The following is a 22,106-nucleotide window of genomic DNA, read 5'->3' on the forward strand; positions in this document are numbered from 1 at the left end:
GTCCCGCCGGTCACGTACGGGTGAGGGGCGCTCCACGAGGGGCGCCCACGGCGGGAAGGATCCCCGGAGATGACGACGGCGACGAAGACGATCCTGGTGACGGGAGCCACCGGCACCCTCGGCAGGCCGCTGTGCGCCCGGCTCGCCGCCGACGGGCACGAGGTGCGCGGGCTGAGCCGCCGCTCGCCGCGGTACCCGGTGGACCTGCGGCGGGGGACCGGCCTCGACGAGGCCCTGGCGGGCGTCGACACCGTGGTCCACTGTGCCTCCAGCCCGCGCGGCGGCGACGAGGAGGCGGCCCGGGTGCTGATCGCGGCGGCCCGCCGCGCCGGGGTCCGGCACCTGGTCTACATCTCGATCGTCGGCGTCGACCGGGTGCCGCTCGGCTACTACCGCGCCAAGTACGCGGTGGAGCGGCTGGTCGAGGAGTCCGGGCTCGGCTGGACGGTGCTGCGGGCCACCCAGTTCCACGACCTGGTGGCGCGGGTCCTGGCGGCCGCGGCGAAGGTCCCGCTGGTGCTGCCGCTGCCCGCCGGCGTCTCGGACCAGCCGGTGGAGGTGACCGAGGTCGCCGAGCGGCTGGCCGAGCTCGCCGCCGGCGCCCCCGGGGGCCGTGTCCCCGACATGGGCGGCCCCGAGGTCCGCACCTTCGACGAGCTGGCCCGCGCCTACCTCGCCGCCACCGGCCGCGCCCGGCGCCTGCTGCCCCTCCCGCTGGCCGGCGCGGCCTACCGCGCCTTCCGCGCCGGAGGCCACCTGGCCCCCGGGAACGCCACCGGCCGGATCACCTTCGAGCAGTACCTGAGGGCGCGCGGCGCGTCGGCCTGAGGGTCACTCCGAGGCGGCCGTCTCCTTCCCGGGCCCGGAGGGCGGCGGGTCCTGCTCCGGCCCGGCCGCGGGCCCGGGCGCCTCGCCGAAGCGGGCCAGGGCCAGGGAGGCGGTGACGGCCAGGGCGAAGCCGGTGAGGGCCAGCCAGCCGAAGCCCTCGCGGGTCCGGTCGCCCAGCCAGAGGAGGCCGGCCGCCGCCGGGCCGAGCGTCTCGCCCAGGACCATGCCGGCCGTCGCCGTCGTCACCGAGCCCCGCTGGAAGGCGGAGGTGAGGAGGAGGAACGCCGCGCCGCCGCCGAGCAGCAGCGCCCACAGGGCCGGGTCCGCCGGGTCCACCCCGTCCAGGAGCCGCACCGCCACCTCCACCACGCCGAAGCCGATGCCCGCGCCGAGGCCGAGGACCAGGGCTCGGGACCGGTCCGGGAGGTGTCCGGCCGCCGCGCCGAGCAGCAGGACGCCGGCCGCGATCCCCAGCAGGACCCACGGCAGCGCCTCGGGCCCGTCCCGGTGGCCCTCCCGGCCGGCGGCGAGCGCCAGCATCGCGAGCCCGGCGCAGACCGCGGCCACCGCGCCCCACTCGGCCCGGCTCAGCCGCACCGCCAGCATCCGGGAGGCGAGCGCGGCCGTGACGGCGAGGCTCGCGGCGAGCGCGGCGCCGACCGCGTACAGGGGGAGCGTCCGCAGGGCCACGACCTCCAGCGCGAAGCCGAGGCCGTCGAGGGCGAGCCCGACGGCGTACCGCCACTGCCGCACCGCCCGCCACAGGAGTCCGACGTCGACGCCGCTGCCCGTGCCGGGCTCGGCCGCGCGGGCGGCGGCGGCCTGGAAGACGGTGGCCGCGCCGAAGCAGAGGGCCGATCCGAGCGCGCAAACCATACCGAAGAGCACATAGGGACTCTAGGTGCCGAGGCCGGAAAGCGGCGGCCTACACTGTGCGGTCGCGAGGCCCGCGGTCATACGAACGGCCGCGCGGACGTGTCACGCGCACACGAGGGTGCGCGGTCACGCGAAGGGGAGGGCGAGGGACATGCGGAGGCTCAGGTCGAGCACGGTGGTGCTCGGCGGTATGGGCGTGCTCGCGGCGACGATCACCGCCTGCGGCGCCGAACCCGACCGCCGGTGCGCGGACCCGGTCACGCTGGAGGAGCTGCCGGGCTACCGGTGCGACACCGGCGCCCCCGACGACGACGACAACGGCACCACCGTCCGCGGCGCCTACTACTACGGCGGCTACGTCCGCGAGGCGCGCGTGGCCGGCGGCAGCTTCGACCGGAAGGCCGTCGAGACCGGCGGCTTCGGCTGCTCGTCCTCCGGGTCGAGCGGCGGCTGAGGCGGGCGGACCGGCACCATGGAACGGCACACCATCGAGCCCCGTCCGGGCTGGCAGGAGATCGTCGAGGAGCAGGGGCTCGTCTATCCGCTGACCCGTTACCCGGACGGTTCGCTCCGCCCGTACTGGGACGAGAGCGCGTACTACTCCTTCACGCTGCCCGAGGTCGAGGCGCTGGAGGAGGTCGTCGAGGAGCTGCACGCCATGTGCCTCGCGGCGGCCGCGCACATCGTCGAGCGGGATCGTTTCGCCGACCTCGGGATCACCGACCCCAAGGTCGCGGAGCGGGTCGCCGAGTCCTGGCGCCGGCGTGCCGAACTCCCCTCCCTCTACGCCCGCTTCGACCTCGTCTACGACGGCACCGGCCCGGCGAAGATGCTGGAGTACAACGCCGACACCCCGACCTCCCTGGTGGAGGCCGCGAGCCCGCAGTGGTTCTGGATGGAGGAGCGCTTCCCCGGCGCCGACCAGTGGAACTCGCTCCACGAACGGCTCGTCGACGCCTGGAAGCGGCAGGCGCCGCTGCTGCCGGCCGGGCCCGTCCACTTCGCCCACTCCGAGACCGACGAGCTCGGCGAGGACCTGATGACGGTCGCGTACCTGCGCGAGACCGCCGAGCAGGCCGGACTCGCCACCGAGGCGCTCTCCGTGGAGCGGATCGGCTGGGACCGGCTCTCCCGCCGCTTCGTCGACGAGAAGCTGCGGTTCATCCGCAGCTGCTTCAAGCTCTACCCGTGGGAGTGGCTGGCCACCGACCCGTTCGGGAAGCACGTCCTCGCCACCCTCGACAACGGCGGCGGCACCGGCACCACCTGCTGGATCGAGCCCGCCTGGAAGATGCTGCTCTCCAACAAGGCGCTCCTCGCGATCCTCTGGGAGCTCTACCCGGGCCACCCCAACCTGCTGCCGGCCTATCTCGACGGGCCGCGCGAGCTCGCCACGACCACCGGCTGGGCGGCCAAGCCGCTGCTCGGCCGGGAGGGCGCGGGCGTCACCCTGCACGAGCCCGGCAGCGAGCCCGCCGTCCGCGACGAGGCCTGCTGCTACCAGGGCCTCGCCCCGCTCCCCGACTTCGACGGCAACCGCACGCTGCTCGGCGCCTGGGTCGTCGAGGACGAGGCCGCGGGGCTCGGCATCCGGGAGTCGGCGGGCCCCGTCACCGACGAGTACGCCCGCTTCCTCCCGCACGTCATCCTCTGAACCCCCTGGCTCCGGCGCCTACTCCGGTACGTACTCCCGCAGCGGCGCCGGCGTCAGGCCGGCCGCCTCGGCCAGGGCCAGGGCCCGCTCCAGGTCCTCCTCCAGCGTCTCGTTGAAGTGCAGCAGGATGATGTCGCCGGCCTTCAGCTCCGGGGTCGGCGGCGTCCACCCGCCCCAGGTGGTGAGGTCGTGCGTCCACGTCACCACGGCCTTCGCCCCGCAGGCGCGGGCGGCGGTCCGGGTCGTCTCGTCGAACACCCCGTACGGCGGGCGCAGCAGCCGCGGTCCGTCGCCGAACTCCGCCAGGTGCGCGTCCCGGGCCCCGCAGACCTCGGCCTTCTGGCCGGCCGCGTCGAGCGTGGTGAGGTCCGGATGGCCGACCGTGTGGTTCTCGATCCGCACCCGGCCGTGGTCGAGCAGCCGGTGGAAGTAGCCGGAGTCGTACGAGTACGCCCCCGGGAGCAGGAAGAGCGAGGCCGGCACCCGGCGGTCGAGCAGCAGCTCCGCGGCGGCGGGGTCGTGGAACCAGCCGTCGTCGATGGTGACGAAGACGACCGGGTCCGTGGTCTCGACCCGCGAGACCACGGGCGCGGGCTCGGGCCAGGCCCCCCGGGGGGCGGCCTGCGCGGGTCCGCCGGCGGCCCCGAGCAGGGCGAGCGGCAGGAGGACGGCGAGCGCGCCACGCACGGCGTGACGCAGACGGAGTCTCGGCATGGCCGCATCATTGGCCTAGACCAACTGTGGTGTCAATGACCCGAGTCGCCCGGGGCGGCGGCCCTCCCGCCGCCCCGGAACCGGAGCCCGCCCGTCCTGTCCCGTCAGTCCGAGAGCACCGCCCGCAGCTGCTCCAGACCCCAGTCCAGGTCCTCCTTCGAGATCACCAGCGGCGGCGCGATCCGGATCGTCGAACCATGGGTGTCCTTCACCAGCACCCCCCGCTCCATCAGCCGCTCCGAGATCCTCCGGCCCGTGCCGCGCTCCGGCGCGATGTCCACGCCCGCCCACAGGCCGCGGCCCCGTACCGCCTCCACCGCTCCGCCGCCCACCAGCAGCCCCAGCTCCCCGTGCAGGTGCTCGCCGAGCTCCGCCGCCCGCTGCTGGTACTCCCCGGTCCGCAGCATCGCGATCACCTCCAGGGCCACCGCGCAGGCCAGCGGGTTCCCGCCGAAGGTCGAACCGTGCTCGCCCGGCCGGAAGACGCCGAGCACGTCCGCGTCCGCCACCACCGCCGACACCGGCACCACACCGCCGCCGAGCGCCTTGCCCAGGATGTACACGTCCGGGACGACGCCCTCGTGCTCGCAGGCGAAGGTCCGGCCCGTCCGGCCCAGGCCCGACTGGATCTCGTCCGCCATGAACAGCACGTTCCGCCGGGCCGTCAGCTCCCGCACCCCGCGCAGATAGCCGGCCGGCGGGACCAGCACGCCCGCCTCGCCCTGGATCGGTTCGAGCAGCACCGCCACCGTGTTCTCGGTGACCGCCGCCTCAAGGGCCGTCAGATCGCCGTAGGGCACGATCTCGAAGCCCGGCGTGTACGGCCCGAAGTGGTCCCGGGCCTCGTGGTCCGTGGAGAACGACACGATCGTCGTCGTCCGCCCGTGGAAGTTGTTCCCCGCCACCACGATCTTCGCGTGCCCGTCCGGCACGCCCTTCACCTCGTACCCCCACTTCCGGGCCGTCTTCACGGCCGTCTCGACCGCCTCCGCCCCGGTGTTCATCGGCAGCACGGTCTCCTTGCCGCACAGCTCGGCCAGTCGGGTGCAGAACTCGGCGAACCGGTCGTGGTGGAAGGCCCGCGAGGTGAGCGTCACCCGCTCCAACTGGGCCTTCGCCGCGTCGATCAGCCGGCGGTTGCCGTGCCCGAAGTTCAGCGCCGAGTAGCCGGCGAGCATGTCGAGGAAGCGGCGCCCCTCGACATCGGTCATCCAGGCCCCCTCGGCGGAGGCGACGACGACGGGCAGCGGGTGGTAGTTGTGGGCGCTGTGCGCGTCCGAGGCAGCGATCTCGTCTTGCGTTCTCGACACGGGATCTCCGATCGTCCTGCGGCCGGGGCTGGGTGTGCCCCCTTCTTATCGTCGCTCGCATCCCGGACGGGGAAACCTCGGAAACGGCGCGCCAGCTACTCTGTGAACACGCGCGGCGACTGGCGTACGGGGAACCGACCCCGGGGGAGCCGCGCGCGCCCCATCACACGAGGTGCCGCTCGCCTGGGCATCACGGGACCGCTCCGCGTCCCGTGCGGCACCCGCCCCGGGACGTTCCGACGTACTCCCGGAGGAACACGTGACCCCGCACCCGCGGACCGCAGGCCACCCCGCGCTCGCCGCCGCCGACCCCGAACTCGCCGCCCTCGTCGGCGCCGAGGAACGGCTCCAGGCCGACACGCTCCGCCTCATCCCCAGCGAGAACTACGTCTCCGCCGCCGTCCTCGAAGCCTCCGGCACCGTCCTCCAGAACAAGTACAGCGAGGGCTACCCCGGCCGCCGCTACTACGAGGGCCAGCAGGTCGTCGACCAGGTCGAGACCCTCGCCGTCGAGCGCGCCAAGGCCCTCTTCGGCGTCGACCACGCCAACGTCCAGCCGTACTCCGGCTCCCCGGCCAACCTCGCCGTCTACCTCGCCTTCGCGAAGCCCGGCGACACCGTCATGGGCATGGCGCTCCCCATGGGCGGCCACCTCACCCACGGCTGGGGCGTCTCCGCCACCGGCTCCTGGTTCCGCGGCGTCCAGTACGGCGTCCGCCAGGACACGGGCCTCATCGACTACGACCAGGTCCGCGAGACCGCCCTCGCCGAACGCCCCAAGGTGATCTTCTGCGGTGGCACCGCCCTGCCCCGGACCATCGACTTCGCCGCCTTCGGCGAGATCGCCCGCGAGGCCGGCGCCGTCCTCGTCGCCGACATCGCCCACATCGCCGGCCTGATCGCCGGCGGCGCCCACCCCTCCCCGGTGGGTCACGTGGACGTGATCTCCACGACCACCCACAAGACCCTCCGCGGCCCGCGCGGCGCCATGCTGATGTCCACCGGGGAGCACGCCAAGGCCCTCGACAAGGCCGTCTTCCCCGGCCTCCAGGGCGGTCCGCACAACCAGACCACCGCCGCCATCGCCGTCGCCCTCCACGAGGCCTCCCGGCCCTCCTTCCGCGACTACGCCCACGCCGTCGTCGCCAACGCCAAGGCCCTCGCCGACGCCCTCCTCGCCCGCGGCTTCGACCTGGTCTCCGGCGGCACCGACAACCACCTGATCCTGATGGACCTCACGCCGAAGCGGGTCCCCGGCAAGACCGCCGCCAAGGCCCTCGACCGGGCCGGCATCGTCGTCAACCACAACACCGTCCCCTACGACCCCCGGAAGCCCTTCGACCCCTCCGGCGTCCGCATCGGCACCCCCTCCCTCACCTCGCGCGGCCTCGCCCCCGCGCACATGGACCAGGTCGCCGACTGGATCGACCGCGCCGTCACCGCCGCCGCGGCGGAGGACGAGGACACCCTCGCCGAGATCCGCGCCGAGGTCGCCGAACTGATGGCCGCCCACCCGGCCCCGGGCCTGCCCGCCTGAGCCACCGACGACCGGCTACCGGACGGAGCCCGCGACCCGCAGCGCCTCCGTCCGGTCCGGTATGCCCTCCAGCCGGAGCGTCAGCCCCGCCGACGGACGGACCCACAGCAGCGTCGGCCCCGCCGGCCGCACCTCCTGCCGCCACCGGCCGTCGACCGAGGAGAGCGGGAAGGTCAGCCGGTGCGGCTCGGCGAACCAGTACGCCGCCGTCCCGTCGGGGAGCGTCACCGGCTCCGGCTGCACCCGTATCTCCTTCACGAAGCCCGGGTCCAGCGCGCCCGGGAACCCGTCCAGCCGCACCACCACCCCCTCCGCCGTCCGCCAGCAGACGCCGACCACCGCCGTCGGCGCCCGCCCCGCCACCGACGTGACCGCCCCGGTCACCCCCTCCGGCAGCGGCGGCGCGAACCCCGCCCGCCGGGCCGCCTCCGCCACCGGCACCGGATCCGGACACCCCGGGACCTTCGCCGGAGCCACCGGAGGCGCCCCCGGCGCGTACTCCACCGCGACCCCGCCGAACCCCAGCCACTCCACCACCGCCGCCCGCACCGGCGGCGTCAGCACCGCCACCACGAGCACCCCGGACAGCGCCGCCAGCAGCGCCCGCCACCACCGCGGCGGCCACGCCCACCACACTCGCTCCGGTTCCGCCTCCGCTTCCGCCTCCACGACGGCCACCGGCACCGGCACGTGCTCGGCGAGGAGCCGGGCCAGCACCCGCTCGGCCATCGACTCCCCGTCCACGTCCGGCACCCGCAGCGACCGCCCGAGCTCCCTCAGCTCCTCCGGCAGCCCACCGGAACCCACCGGCCCCTCGTCCTCACGCACACTCCCCACCTCCCCTCGTCTCCCGCGCCCCCAGCGCCGGCCCGAGCTTCTTCAGCGCCCGGCTCAGCCGCGACTTCACCGTCCCCCGGGGCCACCCCAGCGCCTCGGCCGTCTCCGCCTCGTCCAGCTCCAGCAGATAGCGGTGCACCACCACCCGCCGGTGCTCCTCCGCCAGTCCGTCCAGCGCCTCCCACAGCCGCCGGCGCCGCTCGCCGTCCACCACCGCCACCGCCGGGTCCGCCGACTCCGGTATCAGCGGCTCGCCCGCCAGCAGCTGCGCCTCCCGCCCCGCCACCGCCCGCTGCCGGCCCGCCGCACGCAGTGTGTTCCTGGTCTCATTGGCCACGATGCTCAGCAGCCACGGCCGGAAGGACGCGCCCTCCCGGAAACTCCCCAGCGAGCGGTACGCCTTGAAGAACGCCGCCTGCACCACGTCCTCGGCCTCCGCACCCGCCCCGCACGCCACCGCCGCCCGCAGCGCGATCGCCGTGTGCGCGCGGACCAGCTCCGCGTACGCCTCCGGCTCTCCGGCGCGCACCCGGGCGATCACGGCGCTCTCGTCGACGACGGCCGAGCCCCCCTCCCGTGTCCTCACACTCTTGGTACACCGGCAGTCGGGGATCGGTTCCCACACCTGAGAGAATGATGTGCATGGCCTCTGATGCTCGCCCCCGTGCGCTCTCCGGAATCCAGCCCACCGCGGGTTCGTTCCACCTCGGCAACTACCTCGGTGCGATCAGGCAGTACGTCGCGCTGCAGGAGACCCACGACGCCTTCTACATGGTCGTCGACCTGCACGCCATCACGGTCCCGCAGGACCCGGCCGAGCTCAGGGCCAACACCCGGCTCGCCGCCGCGCAGCTCCTCGCCGCCGGCCTCGACCCGGAGCGCTGCACCCTCTTCATCCAGAGCCACGTCCCCGAGCACGCGCAGCTCGGCTGGGTCATGAACTGCCTCACCGGCTTCGGCGAGGCCTCCCGCATGACCCAGTTCAAGGACAAGTCCGCCAAGCAGGGCGCCGACCGCGCCACGGTCGGCCTCTTCACCTACCCGATCCTCCAGGTCGCGGACATCCTCCTCTACCAGGCCACCCACGTGCCGGTCGGCGAGGACCAGCGCCAGCACATCGAGCTCACCCGCGACCTCGCGGAGCGCTTCAACGGCCGCTTCGGCGACACGTTCACGGTCCCGGCGCCGTACATCGTCAAGGAGACCGGGAAGATCTACGACCTCCAGGACCCGACGATCAAGATGAGCAAGTCGGCGTCCACGCCGAAGGGCCTCATCAACCTCCTCGACGACCCGAAGGTCACCGCCAAGAAGGTCAAGAGCGCCGTCACCGACACCGACACGGTGATCCGCTTCGACCCGGAGAACAAGGCCGGCGTCTCCAACCTCCTCACGATCATGTCCACCCTCACGGGGACGGGCATCGCGGAGCTGGAGAAGAGCTACGAGGGCAAGATGTACGGCGCCCTCAAGACCGACCTCGCCGAGGTCATGGTGGACTTCGTCACCCCCTTCCGGAGCCGCACCCAGGAATACCTGGACGACCCGGAGACGCTGGACTCGATCCTGGCCAAGGGCGCGGAGAAGGCCCGCACGGTCGCCGCCGAGACCCTGGCGCAGACGTACGACAGGATCGGCTTCCTGCCCGCGAAGCACTGAGGAAGCGCCGGGGAGGCGCCGACACGGCGCCGACGCGGCACAGGGTCCGAGGACCCTGGCCATCAGGGTGGTGCAGGCCGCACACTGGCGGCTGCACCACCACACACCGACCCGAACAGGACGACGGAGGAGAACGACGTGGGGACCGTAACGCTCGGCGTTTCGATCGCGGTCCCGGAGCCTCACGGCAGCCTGCTCCAGGAGCGGCGCGCGGGCTTCGGCGACCCCGCCGCGCACGCCATCCCCACCCACGTCACCCTCGTCCCGCCGACCGAGGTCGACCAGGACCGGCTGCCGGAGATCGAGGCGCACCTCGCCGGCGTCGCCGCCGACTGGTCCCCCTTCGGGATCCGGCTGAGCGGCACCGGCACCTTCCGCCCGCTCTCCCCGGTGGTCTTCGTCACCCTCGCCGAGGGCATGGCCGGCTGCGACCGGCTCCAGGACCGCCTCCGCGAGGAGGCCGGGCCGCTGGTCCGCGAGCTCCAGTTCCCGTACCACCCGCACGTCACCGTCGCCCACGGCATCGCCGAGGAGGCGATGGACCGGGCCTACGAGGAACTGGCCGGCTACGAGGCCGCCTGGACCTGCTCCTCCTTCGCCCTGTACGAGCAGGGCGCGGACGGCGTGTGGCGGAAGCTGTACGACTACGAGTTCGGCAGCGGCCGCCCCGTCTCGGCCGTCCCCACGCAGGGCGGCTGCCCGGCCCGCTCCACCTCCTGAGCGGGACCCGGGAGCCCCGAGCGGGACCCGGGAGCCCGAGTGGGACCCGGGAGCCTCACACCGGCAGCCGCCGGTGCAGCGGCCGCGGCACGTGCCGCAGCGCCGAGGCCACGAGCCGCAGCGGGCCCGGCACCCACACCGTCTCCGAGCGGCGCCGCAGCCCCAGCTCGATCGCGCTCGCGACCGCCTCCGGGGTGGTCGACAGCGGCGCCTCCGGCCGCCCCGCCCCGCGCACGGAGCCCGGCCGCACCACCATCACGTGCACCCCCGTCCCGTGCAGCGCGTCCCCCAGCCCCTGCGCGAAGACGTCGAGCCCCGCCTTCGACGAGCCGTAGATGAAGTCGGAGCGCCGCCCCCGCTCGCCCGCCACCGACGACAGCACCACCAGCGAGCCGTGCCCCTGTGCCTGGAGCGCGCCCGCGCACACCAGGGCCGCCGAGACGGCCCCCGTGTAGTTGGTCTGCGCGACCCGCACCGCCGCGGCCGGATCGGACTCGTCGCGCGCCTGGTCGCCGAGGACCCCGAAGGCCAGCAGCACCAGATCGACGTCGCCCTCGGCGAAGACCCTCCCGAGCCGTTCCGCGTGCGCGTCCGTGTCCAGCGCGTCGAAGGGCACGACGCGCACCTCGGCCCCCAGCGCGCGCAGCGACCCGGCCGCCGCGGCCAGCTCGGGGGAGGGGCGGCCGGCCAGCCAGACCGTACGGGTGCGGCGGGCGATCAGCCGGCGCGCGGTGGCGAGCCCGAGGGCGGACGTGCCGCCGAGCAGCAGCAGGGACTGCGGGGCACCGAAGGCGTCCTTCACGACATCACTCCTCTTCACTTCCCGACGCCGAGGCGGCGGGAGAGGTCCGAGCGGAACACGGACCGGGGATCGAGGTCGGCCCGCAGCCCGCGGAAGGCGTCGAGCCGCGGATACATCACGGGGAGCAGCGAAGGCCGCAGCCGGGCGTCCTCGGCCAGGCAGACCCGTCCGCCGGCCGCCGCCACCCGCTCGTCGAGGAGGTCGAGGAACCGTCCCAGCCCCGGCGTCCCCGAGGGCACGTCGACGGCCAGGCACCAGCCGCGCACCGCGAACGACAGGGGGCCGGCCCCGTCCGCGTACACCCGCTCCACGCGCGCGTGCCGGGCGGCCCGCGCGGGCGAGCGCCGGTCGGCGAGGAGCGCGAGCAGCCCTCGCAGCGCCTCCTCCCGCCCTTCCGGGACGGCGCACCGGTACCGGACGAAGGCGCCTGCCCCCGAGCCGTACGACCCCGTCACGCGCGCGCGTGAGGGGCGCGCTCCCGCCCCCGGCAGCGGCCCCAGCCCCGGCAGCGGCCGCAGCCCGCCCGGGGTCCGTACGCCGCTCAGGAGGGACGGCGGGGCGAGCGGTGCGCGGCGGGCCCGGTGGCCCCGGGGAAGACCGGCGTACGGGACGGGGGCGGCGGTCGTGAGGACGGCGCGGCCCCGCCCGGCCAGCTCGAACCGGGCCCGCGCGTACGGCTCCCGGGGCGCGCCGGAACCGGTCCAGTGCGCCAGCAGCGCGTCGGCGTCGCGGAAACGGGCGGTCCGCTCCCGCAGGAACGCCGTCTCGACGGGCCGCAGCGCCAGCGTCACGGAGAGGACGACCCCGGTGAGGCCGAGTCCGCCGACGGTCGCGTCGAAGAGCGGGTCGCCGCGGCGGACCGTCCGGGACTCCCCGTCGGCGCCGAGGAGTTCGAGCGCCTCGACCCCGTTCCCGTACCCCGAGGCGACCGCCCCGCCGGCGGTCCAGTCGCCCGCGCCCGTCCTCGGGTGGAGTCCGTACGGCAGCAAGGCCCGGGCGAGCGCGCCCAGTTCCGTCCCGGCCTCGCAGACCACGATCCCCGCCGCCGCGTCGAGGCCGCGGATCCGGTCGAGCGCGGTCAGGTCCAGCACGGTCCCGCCCGCGTTCTGGGCCGCGTCGCCGCAGGACCGGCCGCGACCGCGGGCGACGGCGCCGCGCGGCCCCCGGCCCAGGACCGCCGCGGCGGCCTCGGCGGCCGAGCGCGGCCGGACGAGCAGCGCGAGCGACGGCGCGGTGCGCCCGGCGCCCGTGAGGGGCACGAAGTCGTCGTCCGGGACGAGGGGTTCGACAGCCATGAGAGTGACGGTATCGCCGCCTATGTCGCTTATGCCGGTATTGCTGTCCCTGTCGCGCGGTGTCGGTCCCCGCGCCCCGCGCGCGACCGGGGGATGCTCGGTCCCATGGACTGGCTGACCAAGCTCCCCGTCATCGGCCCCTGGGCCGTCCGGCTCATGAGGACCCACGCCTGGCGCTCCTACGAGCGGCTCGACGAGGTGCACTGGACCCGGCTCGCGGCCGCCATCACCTTCCTCTCCTTCCTCGCCCTCTTCCCGCTGATCACGGTCGCCGCCGCGATCGGCGCCGCGCTGCTCACCGACGACCAGCTCGACCGGATCGAGGAGAAGCTCTCCGACCAGGTCCCCGGCATCTCCGACCAGCTCGACATCGGCGGCCTCGTCGCCAACGCCGGCACCGTCGGCCTCGTCGCCGGCGCCCTGCTGCTCCTCACCGGCATCAGCTGGATCGGCGCGATGCGGGACTGCCTCAGGGCGGTCTGGCGCCTCGACGACACGGACGAGGGCAACCCCGTGGTCCGCAAGGGCAAGGACGCGATCGTCCTCTGCGGCCTCGGCGGCGTCGCCCTCTGCTCGCTCGCCGCCTCCTGGCTCGGCTCCACGGCCGTCGGCTGGAGCGCCGACCGGCTGGGCATCTCCGGCGGCGGCGCGGGCGGCGTGGTGCTGCAGACCGCCGCCGTCCTCGTGGCGATGGCCGCCGACTTCCTGATCCTGCTCTACGTCCTCAAACTGCTGCCCGGCGTCGATCCGCCGCGCCGCCGGCTCGTGGTCGCCGCCCTCATCGGCGCGGCCGGCTTCGAACTCCTCAAACTGCTGCTCGGCGGCTACATGCGGGAGGTCGCGGCGAAGTCGATGTACGGGGCCTTCGGCGTGCCGGTGGCCCTGCTCCTCTGGATCAACTTCACCGCGAAGCTCCTGCTGTTCTGCTCGGCCTGGACGGCCGTCGACGCTAAGGATTCACCTCGGGATCCGGATCGGCCGTCCGGGAAGGAGCAAGGGAACGGGAACGGGACCGCCCCGTCGCCGGCCAGCGCCGATTGACCAGGAAGACCGCGGCCGCGAGCAGCACCAGCACCCCGCCCGCGATGGCGAGCGCGATCCCGACCCCGCCCGAACCCTGCTCGGCGGTGGCCGCGACGGCGGGACCCCCCGACTGCGGGTGCTCCTTGCCCGGCGCGGCCGCCGCCCCCGACTCCGTCCCTCCCGAAGGCCGCGCCACCGGCACCGCGTTCCTCGGCGCCACCAGCTCACCCACCGGCGTCACCTTCCCGGAGGCCGCGAACCCCCAGTCGAGCAGCCGCGCGGCCTCCTTGTAGACCGCGTGCTGCTCCTTCGACGAGGGGTTCATCACCGTCACCAGCAGCACCCGGCCGTTCCGCTCGGCGACCCCCGTGAAGGTGGCGCCCGCGTGCGTGGTGTTGCCGTTCTTCACCCCGGCGATGCCCTGGTACGGGGCGATGCCGAAGTCGCCGGTCAGCAGCCGGTTGGTGTTCTGGATCTCGAAGGTCTCGCGCTTCTTGCCCGGCTTCGCCTCGCCCGGGAAGGCCGCCCGCGGGGTCGCCGCGTACTCCCGGAAATCCGCCTTCTGCATGCCGTTGCGGGCGATCAGCGTCAGGTCGTACGCGGACGAGACCTGCCCCGGGGCGTCGTAGCCGTCGGGCGACTTCACATGGGTGTCGAGCGCCTGGAGCTCGGCCGCGTGCGCGTTCATCTCGGCGACGGTCTTGCCGAGCCCCTGGTTCATCTGCGTCAGCACGTGCACGGCGTCGTTCCCGGACCGCAGGAAGACCCCCAGCCACAGGTCCCGGACCGTGTAGCTCTGCTTCTCCTTTATCCCGACGAGGCTCGACCCCTCGCCGATCCCGGCCAGGTCCTGGCCGGTCACCAGATGCACCTGCTCCCGGTTCGGGAACTTCGGCAGCAGGGTGTCCGCGAAGAGCATCTTCAGCGTGGAGGCCGGCGCCAGCCGCCAGTGCGCGTTGTGCGAGGCGAGCACCGCGCCGCTCTCCGCGTCCGCGACGATCCACGACCGCGCCGACAGCTCCTTCGGCAGCACCGGCGCCCCGGTCCCCAGCTTCACCTGCGTCCCCGGCAGCCCCAGCAGCGTCCCGCCCACCGACGACATGTTCGCCGGCGGCTTCGGCTGCGGCGTGGCGGTGGCCGTGGCGGTCGCGGTGCCCCCGGGCTTCACCGGCTCATCCGCGTGAGCGGGCCCCACACCGATCGTGAGCGGAAGCAACAGGGCGGCGGCGACCGCACCAGCGGTCCTGTTCGAAGCAGACACGATCGAGAACGTACATGCCCGACCCACCGATCCGAACCCCGCGGCCCCCTTCACCCCCACCCGTCCACCCGGACGCGGGGTCACCGGGGCGCATGGTGATACTGAGCCCATGAAGCTCAGCCGTCGCGTCTCCTGGTTCCTGCTCGCGTTCGGGGGGTGGAGCTGGTTCATCTGGATCACTTTCGTCAAGAATCTCTGGAACGACGGGAGCGGTCTCGCCTTCGACGACGCCGGAGACCCGACGGCCTACTTCTGGGTCCATCTGCTGCTCGCCGTGACGTCCTTTGTCCTGGGGACGGTGATCGGCGTGATCGGGTTGCGCGGGGTGCGCGCCTCCCGTCGCTCCACCGACTGAAACAAGTGAGGTTCCGGGCGTGATCGCCTTCCTGCCGTTCCTGGTCGTGGTACTCGCGCTGCTCGTCCTGGTGCACTGGTACGTGTGGCGCCGGCTGGTCCGGGACGTCGCCGCGCCCGGTGGCCGGGCGCGGCGGCTCGGCACGGCGGCGGTGATCGTGCTGCCCGTGCTCTCGGTCGCGGCGCTCGCCTCGGGGCGGGCGGGGGCGCCGTTCCCGGTGCAGCAGGCGGTGGCCTGGCCCGGGTTCCTGTGGCTCGCGGTGCTGCTGTACCTCGTGCTCGCGCTGGTCGTGGGCGAGGCGGTGCGGCCGGTGCTGTCGCGGTGGCTCGCGCGGCGCGCGGCCGGCGCCCGGACCGCCGCGGCCGTGCCCGTACCGGCGCCGGCGCCCGTTCCCGTACCGGAGCGGACGGGGGAGCCCACCCCCAAGCCCGAGACCAAGCCCGAGAGCAAGTCCGAGACCGGGCCCGACGCCGAGACCAAGCCCGAGAGCAAGCCCGAGACCGGGCCCGCCGCCGAGACCAAGCCCGAGGCCAAGAGCGAGCCCGAGCCCGAGCCCAAGACGGAGGGCGAGACGGGGGCCGGCACCGCGGTGCCCGCGTCCGAGGTCTCGCGGCGGCTGTTCGTCTCCCGCGTGGTCGGCGGGGCCGCCGCGGCCGTCGCCGTGGGGACGGTGGCGAACGGGGCGTACGGGGTGCTGCGGGGGCCCAGGGTGAAGCGGGTGACCGTGCCGCTGGCGAAGCTGCCGCGCGCCGCGCACGGGTACCGGATCGCGGTCGTCTCCGACATCCACCTCGGGCCGATCCTCGGGCGGGCGCACTCGCAGCGGATCGTCGACACGATCAACGCCACCCAGCCGGACCTCATCGCCGTCGTCGGCGACCTCGTCGACGGCACCGTGGAGAACCTCGGGCCGGCCGCCGAGCCGCTCGCGGGGCTGCGCGCCCGGCACGGTTCCTTCTTCGTCACCGGCAACCACGAGTACTTCTCCGGTGCCGACGCCTGGGTCGACCACGTCCGCGAGCTGGGCATGCGGCCGCTGCGCAACGAGCGGCTGGAGATCGCCGCGGGCTTCGACCTCGCCGGGGTGGACGACGTGGCCGGCGAGGCCGAGGGGCAGGGGCCGGACTTCGCCCGGGCGCTCGGGGACCGCGACCGGTCGCGCGCGGCCGTCCTCCTCGCCCACCAGCCGGTCGTCATCGACGACGCCGTCGCCCACGGCGTCGACCTCCAGCTCTCCGGCCACACCCACGGCGGCCAGCTCTGGCCCGGCAACTTCCTCGCCGAGCTCGCCAACCCGACCGTGGCCGGTCTGGAGCGGTACGGCGACACCCAGCTGTACGTGTCCCGCGGCGCGGGCGCGTGGGGGCCTCCGGTCAGGGTCGGCGTGCCCTCCGACATCACCGTGGTCCAACTCGCCTCGAAACAGGCTTAATCGGAGAGTGTCACTCCATGCGCCGGGGTCGATACGTGCTGCTCATCGACTTAAATTCGCATTTCCCGGACATATGCATGCCGTGTGAAGATTTCCTCTTCCCCATGTGAAACCGGTGTGATTGGGTGGCGCAAACGCGACGATTCGGGGGCCGTCGCTCTTGGGGTTTTTGCACGAAAAAAGGAAGCACGGCAATGCGGTCGACGGTCCGTCTCCGGATCCTCATCACTTGTGGAGTACTGGTGGCCGCGGGGGTGGGGGGCTGGCAACTCCTGCCCTCCGACGAGGGCCGCACCGACCCCGTCCCCGTGGGCACCACCGACGAGGTCACCTCGCTCGACCCGGCCGGCGCGTACGACGCGGGCTCCTGGGCGCTCTACAGCAACGTCTACCAGTCGCTGCTGACCTTCAAGTCGGGCTTCACCGCGCCGACCCCGGACGCCGCCGAGAGCTGCAAGTTCGTGGGCGACAAGCTCACCACGTACCAGTGCACGCTCCGTGACGACCTCAGCTTCTCCAGCGGGCGCAAGGTGACGGCCGAGGACGTCAAGTACTCCTTCGACCGGATGCTGAAGATCAAGGCGGAGGTCGGTCCGGCCCCGCTCTTCCCGACGCTGAAGAACGTCACGGCCGACGGCCGCACGGTCACCTTCAACCTCAGCGGCCGGGACGCCACCTTCCCGCTGAAGCTGGCCACCGGCGCCGGCTCGATCGTCGACCGCGACCGCTACCAGGCGGACACCCTCCGCCAGGACCACGCCGTCGACGGCACCGGCCCGTACCTCCTCAAGGAGTACAAGCCCGGCGAGAGCGCCCTCCTGGAGCCCAACCCGAAGTACCGGGGGGCGCTGGCGCAGACGGGCCGTCCGGTCATCGTGAAGTACTTCAAGCAGTCCGAGGACCTGGCGAACGCCTGGAAGTCCGGCGCCGTCCAGGTGACGCACCGCCAGCTCCCGCCGTCCTTCGTGGAGAGCCTCGACACCAACGGCGGCACCCGGCTCACCGAGGCGGAGAGCGCCGAGATCCGCAACATCAACTTCAACACCCGGCCCGGCTCGACGATGGGCAACAAGGCCGTGCGCCAGGCGATCGCGGCGGTCCTCGACCGCCCGGCCATCACCACCGGCGCCTACAAGGGCACGGTCGAGCCGCTCTACTCGCTGATCCCGCAGGGCTTCGTCGGCCACAGCACGGCCTTCTACGACCGCTACCCGGCGCCGGACCAGGCGAAGGCGGAGAAGATCCTGGAGGACGCCGGCGTGCAGACGCCGGTCACGTTCACCTTCGGCTACCGCCAGGACGCCACGTACAAGGCGGAGACCGCCGAGATCAAGAAGCAGCTGGAGAAGACCGGCCTCTTCAAGGTCAAGGTGGTGGAGGCCGACTGGCAGGCCTTCCAGAAGGGCTACACCAGCGGCGCCTACGACGCCTACACCGTCGGCTGGCTCCCCGACTTCCCCGACTCGGACAGCTTCACCGCCCCGCTCGTCGGCACCGGGAACGCCCTGGCCACCGGGTACTCCAGCAAGGTCGTCGACAAGCTGATCACCGACACCCAGCAGTACAGCGACCGCTCCCGGGCCACCCGTGACTTCAAGGTGATCCAGGACGAGGTCTCCAAGGACGTGCCGCTGATCCCGCTCTGGCAGAAGAAGGACTACGTCCTCGCCACCGAGGCCGTCGGCGGCTCGCAGAACCTCTCCGACGGCACCGGCATCTGGCGCCTGTGGGAACTCTCCTGGATCTAGTCGGCCGCGGGCTCCGGTGAGTCCTTCTTCGGGGCGGTCCTGCGGGGCCGCCCCGACGCCGCCATCCCGGCCGCCGTCGGCATGAAGTCGGCGAGCAGCTCGTGGGTCTCCTTCACCAGCGGGCGCAGGATCCGGAAGCGGGAGAGCGAGATCGCCCGCGCGGTCACCGGCGACAGGCGCTCCACCAGGCGCCGGCTGTTGGCGGCGCCCTCGGAGCGGTCGTACACCCAGAAGAGGACGAGCCCCATCTGCTGGAGCCACAGCAGCTGGGGCAGCGCCTCGGACAACTCGGGGTCGACCTTGACCGAGGCGCCGGAGATGACCCTCCGGTGCACCTCGATCGCCGCCTCGCGCGGCCCCTCCGACTCGGGGGAGAACGGCGAGAGCGGGCTGTCCGGGTCGGCGGCGTTCTTGAAGAACTGCGCCGCGAACTCGTGGTACGGCTCGGCGATGTCGAGCCAGGCGAGCAGGACGCCCCTGATGCGGGCGACCAGTTCCTTCTCGCCGCCCTCCAGGACCGACTCGACGGCCGCCTGGTGCTCCTGGGCGATCCGGTCGTAGAAGCCCTGGACCAGGTGCTCCTTGGACGCGAAGTAGTAGTAGGCGTTCCCGACCGAGACCCCGGCCTCCTGGGCGATCGCCCGCATGGTGGTCTTGTCGTACCCCCGCTCCCGGAAGAGCCGCAGCGCGGTCTCCAGGATGAGCGTCCGGGTCTGCTCGCTCTTCGGGGCCTTCGGTGCCTTCGGGGCGTCCGGGGCGTCCGGGGCCTTCTTCTCTTCCTTCGCGTCCTTCACGGAGCCGAGCCTAGCCGGGCGGACGCGGCACCTCGCAGTGCCCGTCCCCGCAGGGCCCCTCCCCGGCCGTCCCGTCCCCGGCGGCGGGGTCCCTGAGCGCCTCGCGCCACCTCGCCGCGGCGAGGACGGCGGCGCGGGCGAGGGGCTGTCCGGCGGGGGTGGCGAGCCAGTGGGCCCTGGGCCGGTGTTCGGCCAGCGCCCAGAGGCAGACGATCCAGGCGGCCGAGGCGGTGTAGACCTGGCCCCGGTCCCCGACCACGGTGATGTCCCGCAGGGTGGCGGCGTGGTCGAGGTCCGGGAAGAGCTCCCCGGCCCGCTGCGAGCCCGCCGGGACGAAGTCGAGCGGTACGAGCTGCCGCTGGCGCAGCAGCCAGTGCCTGACGTGCACGCAGAGCGGGCAGCCGGCGTCGTACAGCACGGTCAGGCGTCCGACGGGGGTGCCCGGGCGGGCGGTGGCGGTCGTGCCGGTGGCGGTCGTCATGGCGGTGGTCGTCACGACGGGTCAGGCCTGCGGGGCGGGCGGGGCCCAAGGGCCGTTCTTGGGGACGGTGGTCCAGCCCTGCGGGGCGACCGGCGGGACCTGCTCGCGCTCCATGGCGCCGCGGCGGCGGATCTTGTTGAGGACGTAGACGTTGCCGAGGTGCATCACGCCGAGGACGAGCAGGACGACGCCGAGCTTGACGGAGAGGGCCTCGAAGAGCTCCCGGGCGTCGGCGACGGTCTCGTCCTGGCGCAGGTAGAGGGCGACGAAGCCGAAGTTGACGAGGTAGAAGCCGACCACCAGGAGGTGGTTGACGGCGTCCGCGAGCTTCTCGTTCCCGTGCAGCACGTCGGCGAGGAAGATCCTTCCGTTGCGGCTGAGGGTGCGGGCGACCCAGATGGTCAGGGCCACGCTGATCAGCAGGTAGGCGATGTACGCGACGACGGTGAGGTCCATGCCCCACGCTCCCTTGAACGTGTTCAAATGCTGGCGGGCATGACTGTAGACCTCTTCTTGAACGTGTTCAAGCCGGCGGGGGAAAGGTGTGGTCGGAGAGGCCGGGGGCGGCTAGAGTCGCGCCGATGACGCTCTCTCACGACACGGCCGGCACCGGCCCCCAGACCGTCGTCCTGCTGCACTCCGGGGTCTGTGACCGCCGGATGTGGGACGGCCAGTTCCAGGCCCTCGCCGACGCGGGGCACCGGATCGTCCGCTGCGACCTCCGGGGTTTCGGCGAGACCCCCGTCGACGCGGCGCACCTCCACGCGGACGACGTGCGCGACCTCCTCGACGACCTCGGCGCCGAGCGGGCGGTCCTCGTCGGCTCCTCCTTCGGCGGCGAGGTCGCCCTGGAGTTCGCCGTCCGCCACCCCGGCCGCACGACGGCGCTCGCGCTGCTCTGCGCGGCCGCGCCGGTCGAGCACGAGGCCGGCCCCGGACTCCGCGCCTTCCTCGACCGGGAGGACCACCTGCTGGAGGCCGGCGACCTCGACGCCGCGACCGCCCTCAACGTCGACCTGTGGTGCGGCCCCGAAGCCGGCCCCGGGGCCCGCGCCCTCGTCCACGCCATGCAGCGCCGCGCCTTCGAACTCCAGCTGGCCGCACCGGAGGAGTTCGACGCCCGGCCCTCGGGCGTGACGGAGGACGACCTCCGGGGCGTCGCCGTACCCGCCCTCGTCGTCACGGGCGCCCACGACGTCCCCGACTTCCGCGTCATCGGCGAGAGGACCGCCGCCCTCCTCCCGGCCGCCCGCCACGTCGAACTCGCCTGGGCCGGCCACCTCCCGTCCCTGGAACGCCCCGAGGAGACCCTCCGCCTCCTTGAGGACTTCCTCGCGGAGGTCGCCGGCACCGAGGCGTCCTGACGGGCGCCTGACGCCGGGCGGCGGCCAGGGCGCCCGGCCCCGCAGGGGCATCGAGGGTACGGCGGTACGCGCCGAGGGCGCGGCGGCCCGCGTCGGCAGCGCCCCTCAGCCCACCTCGCCCTCAGTCCACCTCGCCCTGAGCCCCCCTCGCCCCCCAGCCCCCCGGCGCAGCCTCAGCGCAGCCTCCGCACCGCCGGCACCAGGGCCGTCGCCAGGCAGCAGCCGCCGACCAGGAGGGCCGCCGCGACCAGCGGGGCGCCCGGGCCCCAGGCGTCGGCGGCGAGCGGGGCGAGGGCGTAGCCGACCGGCATCGCGGCGAGCGAGAGGAGCCAGTCGTACGAGACGACCCGGGCCAGCACCTGTTCCGGGACCTCGCGCTGGACGACCGTGTCCCAGACGGGGTTCAGGAAGCCGAGTCCGGCCTGTGCGAGCCCGTACGCCCCGATGGTCAGCGCGGCGGGCGCGTCCGCCGCGAGCAGCAGCAGCGGCAGCGCGTAGGTCGCCAGGGCGAGGTTGGCGGTGAGGACGGGGCGGGTGGGCTTCAGCCGGTCGGCGAGGAGCGAGCCGGCGAGCAGTCCCACCGCGCCGATCTGGAGCAGCAGCACCCAGGCGCCGGCGCCGCCGAGCCGGTCGAGGGCGATCGCGGGGCCGAGGGTCATCAGGACGGCGGCGGCGCCGTTCCAGGCGCTGTGCGCGACCAGGCTGGTCCAGTACCAGTCGCGGGACCTGACCTCCCGCCAGCCTTCGCGCAGGTCGTCGACGAAGGAGCGGCGCGGGACCGGCACCCGGTCGATCCGCAGGACCGCCAGGAGCGCGGCGCTGACCGCGAAGGAGGCCGCGTCGAGGACGAAGGCCCAGCCGGGGCCGACGGTGAGGACGAGCGCGCCGGCGAGCGCGGGCCCGCCCACGCGGGTGGCGCTGTGGGCGATCCCCATGGCGGCGTTGGCCCGCTGGAGCGACTCCGGGGCGACGGTGCCGCGGACGAGCGGCGCGCCGGTCGGCATGGCGAAGGCGCCGGCCGCCCCTCCCGCGGCCGAGGCGGCGGCGATCAGCCACAGCGCGGGGCTGCCGCCGAGGAGCTGGGCCCCGACGAGGAGTTGGGCGGCGCACCGGACGAGGTCGGTGGCGAGGGCGATGGTCCGGGCGTCGAACCGGTCGGCGAGCACCCCGCCGACCGGCAGGAGGAGCAGCTTCGGCACCATCGCGCACGCGAGCACGAGCGCGAGCGCGCCGGTGGAGCCGGTCGCCTCCAGGACGGCGAGGGCGAGCGCGGCGGGGACGACGGCGTCGCCGGTGAGGGAGAGCACCCGCCCGGTGAAGAGCAGCCGGAAGGGGCGGGTGCGGAGGGGGTGGCGGACGGGCGGTGGGGCGGTCGTGGCAGCCATGGGCGCGACTATATTTCGGCACCGAATAATT

Annotated in this window: 23 protein-coding genes and 1 riboswitch; of the genes, 11 read left to right on the forward strand and 12 right to left on the reverse strand. The window is 73.9% G+C overall.

Features of this window, described 5'->3' with window-relative positions:
* Window positions 1–69: 69 nt before the first annotated feature.
* Window positions 70–828, forward strand: coding sequence for an SDR family oxidoreductase (locus tag ACFQ8C_RS15620; RefSeq protein WP_383457006.1), 759 nt, complete (start codon window positions 70–72; stop codon window positions 826–828).
* Between the two features lie 3 nt (window positions 829–831).
* Here the strand turns inward: ACFQ8C_RS15620 and ACFQ8C_RS15625 are convergent, their stop codons facing one another.
* Complete coding sequence (locus tag ACFQ8C_RS15625) at window positions 832–1,704, reverse strand: hypothetical protein (protein WP_383457095.1); 873 nt, start codon at window positions 1,702–1,704, stop codon at window positions 832–834.
* A gap of 151 nt (window positions 1,705–1,855) precedes the next feature.
* On the opposite strand from ACFQ8C_RS15625, the gene ACFQ8C_RS15630 reads away from it, so the two are divergent.
* Both ACFQ8C_RS15630 and ACFQ8C_RS15635 read left to right on the forward strand, forming a co-directional pair.
* A complete protein-coding gene (locus ACFQ8C_RS15630) occupies window positions 1,856–2,158 on the forward strand; it encodes a hypothetical protein (RefSeq protein WP_383457009.1) in 303 nt (100 codons plus the stop codon).
* Window positions 2,159–2,176: 18 nt separating this feature from the next.
* Window positions 2,177–3,358, forward strand: a complete 1,182-nt coding sequence (locus ACFQ8C_RS15635; protein ID WP_383457012.1) for a glutathionylspermidine synthase family protein — start codon at window positions 2,177–2,179, stop codon at window positions 3,356–3,358.
* 18 nt (window positions 3,359–3,376) lie between these two features.
* On the opposite strand, the gene ACFQ8C_RS15640 is transcribed toward ACFQ8C_RS15635, so the two are convergent.
* The gene (locus ACFQ8C_RS15640) at window positions 3,377–4,072 is read right to left on the reverse strand and encodes a polysaccharide deacetylase family protein (protein ID WP_383457015.1); all 696 of its coding nucleotides are present in this window, start codon (window positions 4,070–4,072) and stop codon (window positions 3,377–3,379) included.
* Between the two features lie 104 nt (window positions 4,073–4,176).
* Window positions 4,177–5,382 carry an ornithine--oxo-acid transaminase gene (gene rocD / locus ACFQ8C_RS15645; RefSeq protein ID WP_383457018.1) on the reverse strand — a complete coding sequence of 402 codons (1,206 nt, stop codon included), beginning with the start codon at window positions 5,380–5,382 and terminating at the stop codon, window positions 4,177–4,179.
* Window positions 5,383–5,487: 105 nt separating this feature from the next.
* A riboswitch (ZMP/ZTP riboswitch) is annotated at window positions 5,488–5,578 on the forward strand.
* A 63-nt stretch (window positions 5,579–5,641) separates the two neighbouring features.
* On the opposite strand from rocD, the gene glyA reads away from it, so the two are divergent.
* Complete coding sequence (glyA, locus tag ACFQ8C_RS15650) at window positions 5,642–6,919, forward strand: serine hydroxymethyltransferase (RefSeq protein ID WP_383457022.1); 1,278 nt, start codon at window positions 5,642–5,644, stop codon at window positions 6,917–6,919.
* Window positions 6,920–6,934: 15 nt separating this feature from the next.
* Here glyA and ACFQ8C_RS15655 read toward each other — a convergent pair whose 3' ends face one another.
* Both ACFQ8C_RS15655 and ACFQ8C_RS15660 read right to left on the reverse strand, forming a co-directional pair.
* On the reverse strand, window positions 6,935–7,747 hold the full coding sequence (locus tag ACFQ8C_RS15655) for a hypothetical protein (RefSeq protein WP_383457023.1): 813 nt from the start codon (window positions 7,745–7,747) through the stop codon (window positions 6,935–6,937).
* Window positions 7,740–8,342, reverse strand: a complete 603-nt coding sequence (locus ACFQ8C_RS15660; RefSeq protein ID WP_383457026.1) for an RNA polymerase sigma factor — start codon at window positions 8,340–8,342, stop codon at window positions 7,740–7,742. Before ACFQ8C_RS15660 ends, ACFQ8C_RS15655 begins: the two co-directional genes overlap by 8 nt.
* Before the next feature lie 56 nt (window positions 8,343–8,398).
* Between ACFQ8C_RS15660 and trpS the strand changes: the two genes are divergently transcribed.
* The gene (trpS, locus tag ACFQ8C_RS15665) at window positions 8,399–9,415 is read left to right on the forward strand and encodes a tryptophan--tRNA ligase (RefSeq protein ID WP_383457029.1); all 1,017 of its coding nucleotides are present in this window, start codon (window positions 8,399–8,401) and stop codon (window positions 9,413–9,415) included.
* A 138-nt stretch (window positions 9,416–9,553) separates the two neighbouring features.
* Entirely contained in the window at window positions 9,554–10,135 is a 582-nt protein-coding gene (locus ACFQ8C_RS15670; protein ID WP_383457030.1) for a 2'-5' RNA ligase family protein, read from the forward strand.
* A gap of 55 nt (window positions 10,136–10,190) precedes the next feature.
* Here the strand turns inward: ACFQ8C_RS15670 and ACFQ8C_RS15675 are convergent, their stop codons facing one another.
* Together ACFQ8C_RS15675 and ACFQ8C_RS15680 are read right to left on the reverse strand one after the other, a co-directional pair.
* On the reverse strand, window positions 10,191–10,937 hold the full coding sequence (locus ACFQ8C_RS15675; RefSeq protein ID WP_383457033.1) for a decaprenylphospho-beta-D-erythro-pentofuranosid-2-ulose 2-reductase: 747 nt from the start codon (window positions 10,935–10,937) through the stop codon (window positions 10,191–10,193).
* A 14-nt stretch (window positions 10,938–10,951) separates the two neighbouring features.
* A complete protein-coding gene (locus ACFQ8C_RS15680) occupies window positions 10,952–12,232 on the reverse strand; it encodes an FAD-binding protein (protein ID WP_383457035.1) in 1,281 nt (426 codons plus the stop codon).
* A gap of 105 nt (window positions 12,233–12,337) precedes the next feature.
* On the opposite strand from ACFQ8C_RS15680, the gene ACFQ8C_RS15685 reads away from it, so the two are divergent.
* Window positions 12,338–13,273: a YihY/virulence factor BrkB family protein gene (locus tag ACFQ8C_RS15685; RefSeq protein ID WP_383457037.1), complete on the forward strand. Its 936-nt coding sequence runs from the start codon at window positions 12,338–12,340 to the stop codon at window positions 13,271–13,273.
* Here ACFQ8C_RS15685 and ACFQ8C_RS15690 read toward each other — a convergent pair.
* Window positions 13,182–14,516 carry a D-alanyl-D-alanine carboxypeptidase family protein gene (locus ACFQ8C_RS15690; RefSeq protein ID WP_383457039.1) on the reverse strand — a complete coding sequence of 445 codons (1,335 nt, stop codon included), beginning with the start codon at window positions 14,514–14,516 and terminating at the stop codon, window positions 13,182–13,184. The two genes, ACFQ8C_RS15685 and ACFQ8C_RS15690, sit on opposite strands and share 92 nt — an antisense overlap.
* 109 nt (window positions 14,517–14,625) lie before the next feature.
* On the opposite strand from ACFQ8C_RS15690, the gene ACFQ8C_RS15695 reads away from it, so the two are divergent.
* From ACFQ8C_RS15695 to ACFQ8C_RS15705, 3 genes are all read left to right on the forward strand, one after another.
* Window positions 14,626–14,871 carry an SCO4848 family membrane protein gene (locus ACFQ8C_RS15695; RefSeq protein ID WP_383457041.1) on the forward strand — a complete coding sequence of 82 codons (246 nt, stop codon included), beginning with the start codon at window positions 14,626–14,628 and terminating at the stop codon, window positions 14,869–14,871.
* 22 nt (window positions 14,872–14,893) lie between these two features.
* Entirely contained in the window at window positions 14,894–16,303 is a 1,410-nt protein-coding gene (locus tag ACFQ8C_RS15700) for a metallophosphoesterase (RefSeq protein ID WP_383457098.1), read from the forward strand.
* A gap of 194 nt (window positions 16,304–16,497) precedes the next feature.
* Complete coding sequence (locus ACFQ8C_RS15705; protein WP_383457042.1) at window positions 16,498–18,051, forward strand: ABC transporter substrate-binding protein; 1,554 nt, start codon at window positions 16,498–16,500, stop codon at window positions 18,049–18,051.
* On the opposite strand, the gene ACFQ8C_RS15710 is transcribed toward ACFQ8C_RS15705, so the two are convergent.
* Genes ACFQ8C_RS15710 through ACFQ8C_RS15720 form a run of 3 tightly spaced genes read right to left on the reverse strand, consistent with a single transcriptional unit; the run spans window position 18,048 to window position 19,782 of the window.
* A complete protein-coding gene (locus ACFQ8C_RS15710; RefSeq protein ID WP_383457045.1) occupies window positions 18,048–18,845 on the reverse strand; it encodes a TetR/AcrR family transcriptional regulator in 798 nt (265 codons plus the stop codon). The genes ACFQ8C_RS15705 and ACFQ8C_RS15710 overlap by 4 nt on opposite strands.
* Window positions 18,846–18,855: 10 nt before the next feature.
* A complete protein-coding gene (locus ACFQ8C_RS15715; RefSeq protein WP_383457102.1) occupies window positions 18,856–19,326 on the reverse strand; it encodes a thiol-disulfide oxidoreductase DCC family protein in 471 nt (156 codons plus the stop codon).
* A 21-nt stretch (window positions 19,327–19,347) separates the two neighbouring features.
* Window positions 19,348–19,782 (reverse strand): hypothetical protein, encoded by a 435-nt coding sequence (locus tag ACFQ8C_RS15720; RefSeq protein ID WP_383457048.1) that lies wholly within the window; start codon window positions 19,780–19,782, stop codon window positions 19,348–19,350.
* Between the two features lie 125 nt (window positions 19,783–19,907).
* Between ACFQ8C_RS15720 and ACFQ8C_RS15725 the strand changes: the two genes are divergently transcribed.
* Complete coding sequence (locus ACFQ8C_RS15725) at window positions 19,908–20,690, forward strand: alpha/beta fold hydrolase (RefSeq protein WP_383457051.1); 783 nt, start codon at window positions 19,908–19,910, stop codon at window positions 20,688–20,690.
* Between the two features lie 173 nt (window positions 20,691–20,863).
* Here the strand turns inward: ACFQ8C_RS15725 and ACFQ8C_RS15730 are convergent, their stop codons facing one another.
* Window positions 20,864–22,075, reverse strand: coding sequence for an MFS transporter (locus ACFQ8C_RS15730; RefSeq protein ID WP_383457054.1), 1,212 nt, complete (start codon window positions 22,073–22,075; stop codon window positions 20,864–20,866).
* Between the last annotated feature and the right edge of the window lie 31 nt (window positions 22,076–22,106).

This window comes from Streptomyces sp. NPDC056503, assembly GCF_042794995.1.
Taxonomy (GTDB): Bacteria; Actinomycetota; Actinomycetes; order Streptomycetales; family Streptomycetaceae; genus Streptomyces.

Bases quoted from the DNA above. Each gene is read 5' to 3' on its own strand.
- ACFQ8C_RS15620 (WP_383457006.1), top strand. From the start codon at position 70: ATGACGACGGCGACGAAGACGATCCTGGTGACGGGAGCCACCGGCACC.
- ACFQ8C_RS15625 (WP_383457095.1), bottom strand. From the start codon at position 1,704: ATGGTTTGCGCGCTCGGATCGGCCCTCTGCTTCGGCGCGGCCACCGTC.
- ACFQ8C_RS15630 (WP_383457009.1), top strand. From the start codon at position 1,856: ATGCGGAGGCTCAGGTCGAGCACGGTGGTGCTCGGCGGTATGGGCGTG.
- ACFQ8C_RS15635 (WP_383457012.1), top strand. From the start codon at position 2,177: ATGGAACGGCACACCATCGAGCCCCGTCCGGGCTGGCAGGAGATCGTC.
- ACFQ8C_RS15640 (WP_383457015.1), bottom strand. From the start codon at position 4,072: ATGCCGAGACTCCGTCTGCGTCACGCCGTGCGTGGCGCGCTCGCCGTC.
- trpS (WP_383457029.1), top strand. From the start codon at position 8,399: ATGGCCTCTGATGCTCGCCCCCGTGCGCTCTCCGGAATCCAGCCCACC.
- ACFQ8C_RS15680 (WP_383457035.1), bottom strand. From the start codon at position 12,232: ATGGCTGTCGAACCCCTCGTCCCGGACGACGACTTCGTGCCCCTCACG.
- ACFQ8C_RS15685 (WP_383457037.1), top strand. From the start codon at position 12,338: ATGGACTGGCTGACCAAGCTCCCCGTCATCGGCCCCTGGGCCGTCCGG.
- ACFQ8C_RS15695 (WP_383457041.1), top strand. From the start codon at position 14,626: ATGAAGCTCAGCCGTCGCGTCTCCTGGTTCCTGCTCGCGTTCGGGGGG.
- ACFQ8C_RS15705 (WP_383457042.1), top strand. From the start codon at position 16,498: ATGCGGTCGACGGTCCGTCTCCGGATCCTCATCACTTGTGGAGTACTG.
- ACFQ8C_RS15715 (WP_383457102.1), bottom strand. From the start codon at position 19,326: ATGACGACCGCCACCGGCACGACCGCCACCGCCCGCCCGGGCACCCCC.
- ACFQ8C_RS15720 (WP_383457048.1), bottom strand. From the start codon at position 19,782: ATGGACCTCACCGTCGTCGCGTACATCGCCTACCTGCTGATCAGCGTG.
- ACFQ8C_RS15725 (WP_383457051.1), top strand. From the start codon at position 19,908: ATGACGCTCTCTCACGACACGGCCGGCACCGGCCCCCAGACCGTCGTC.
- ACFQ8C_RS15730 (WP_383457054.1), bottom strand. From the start codon at position 22,075: ATGGCTGCCACGACCGCCCCACCGCCCGTCCGCCACCCCCTCCGCACC.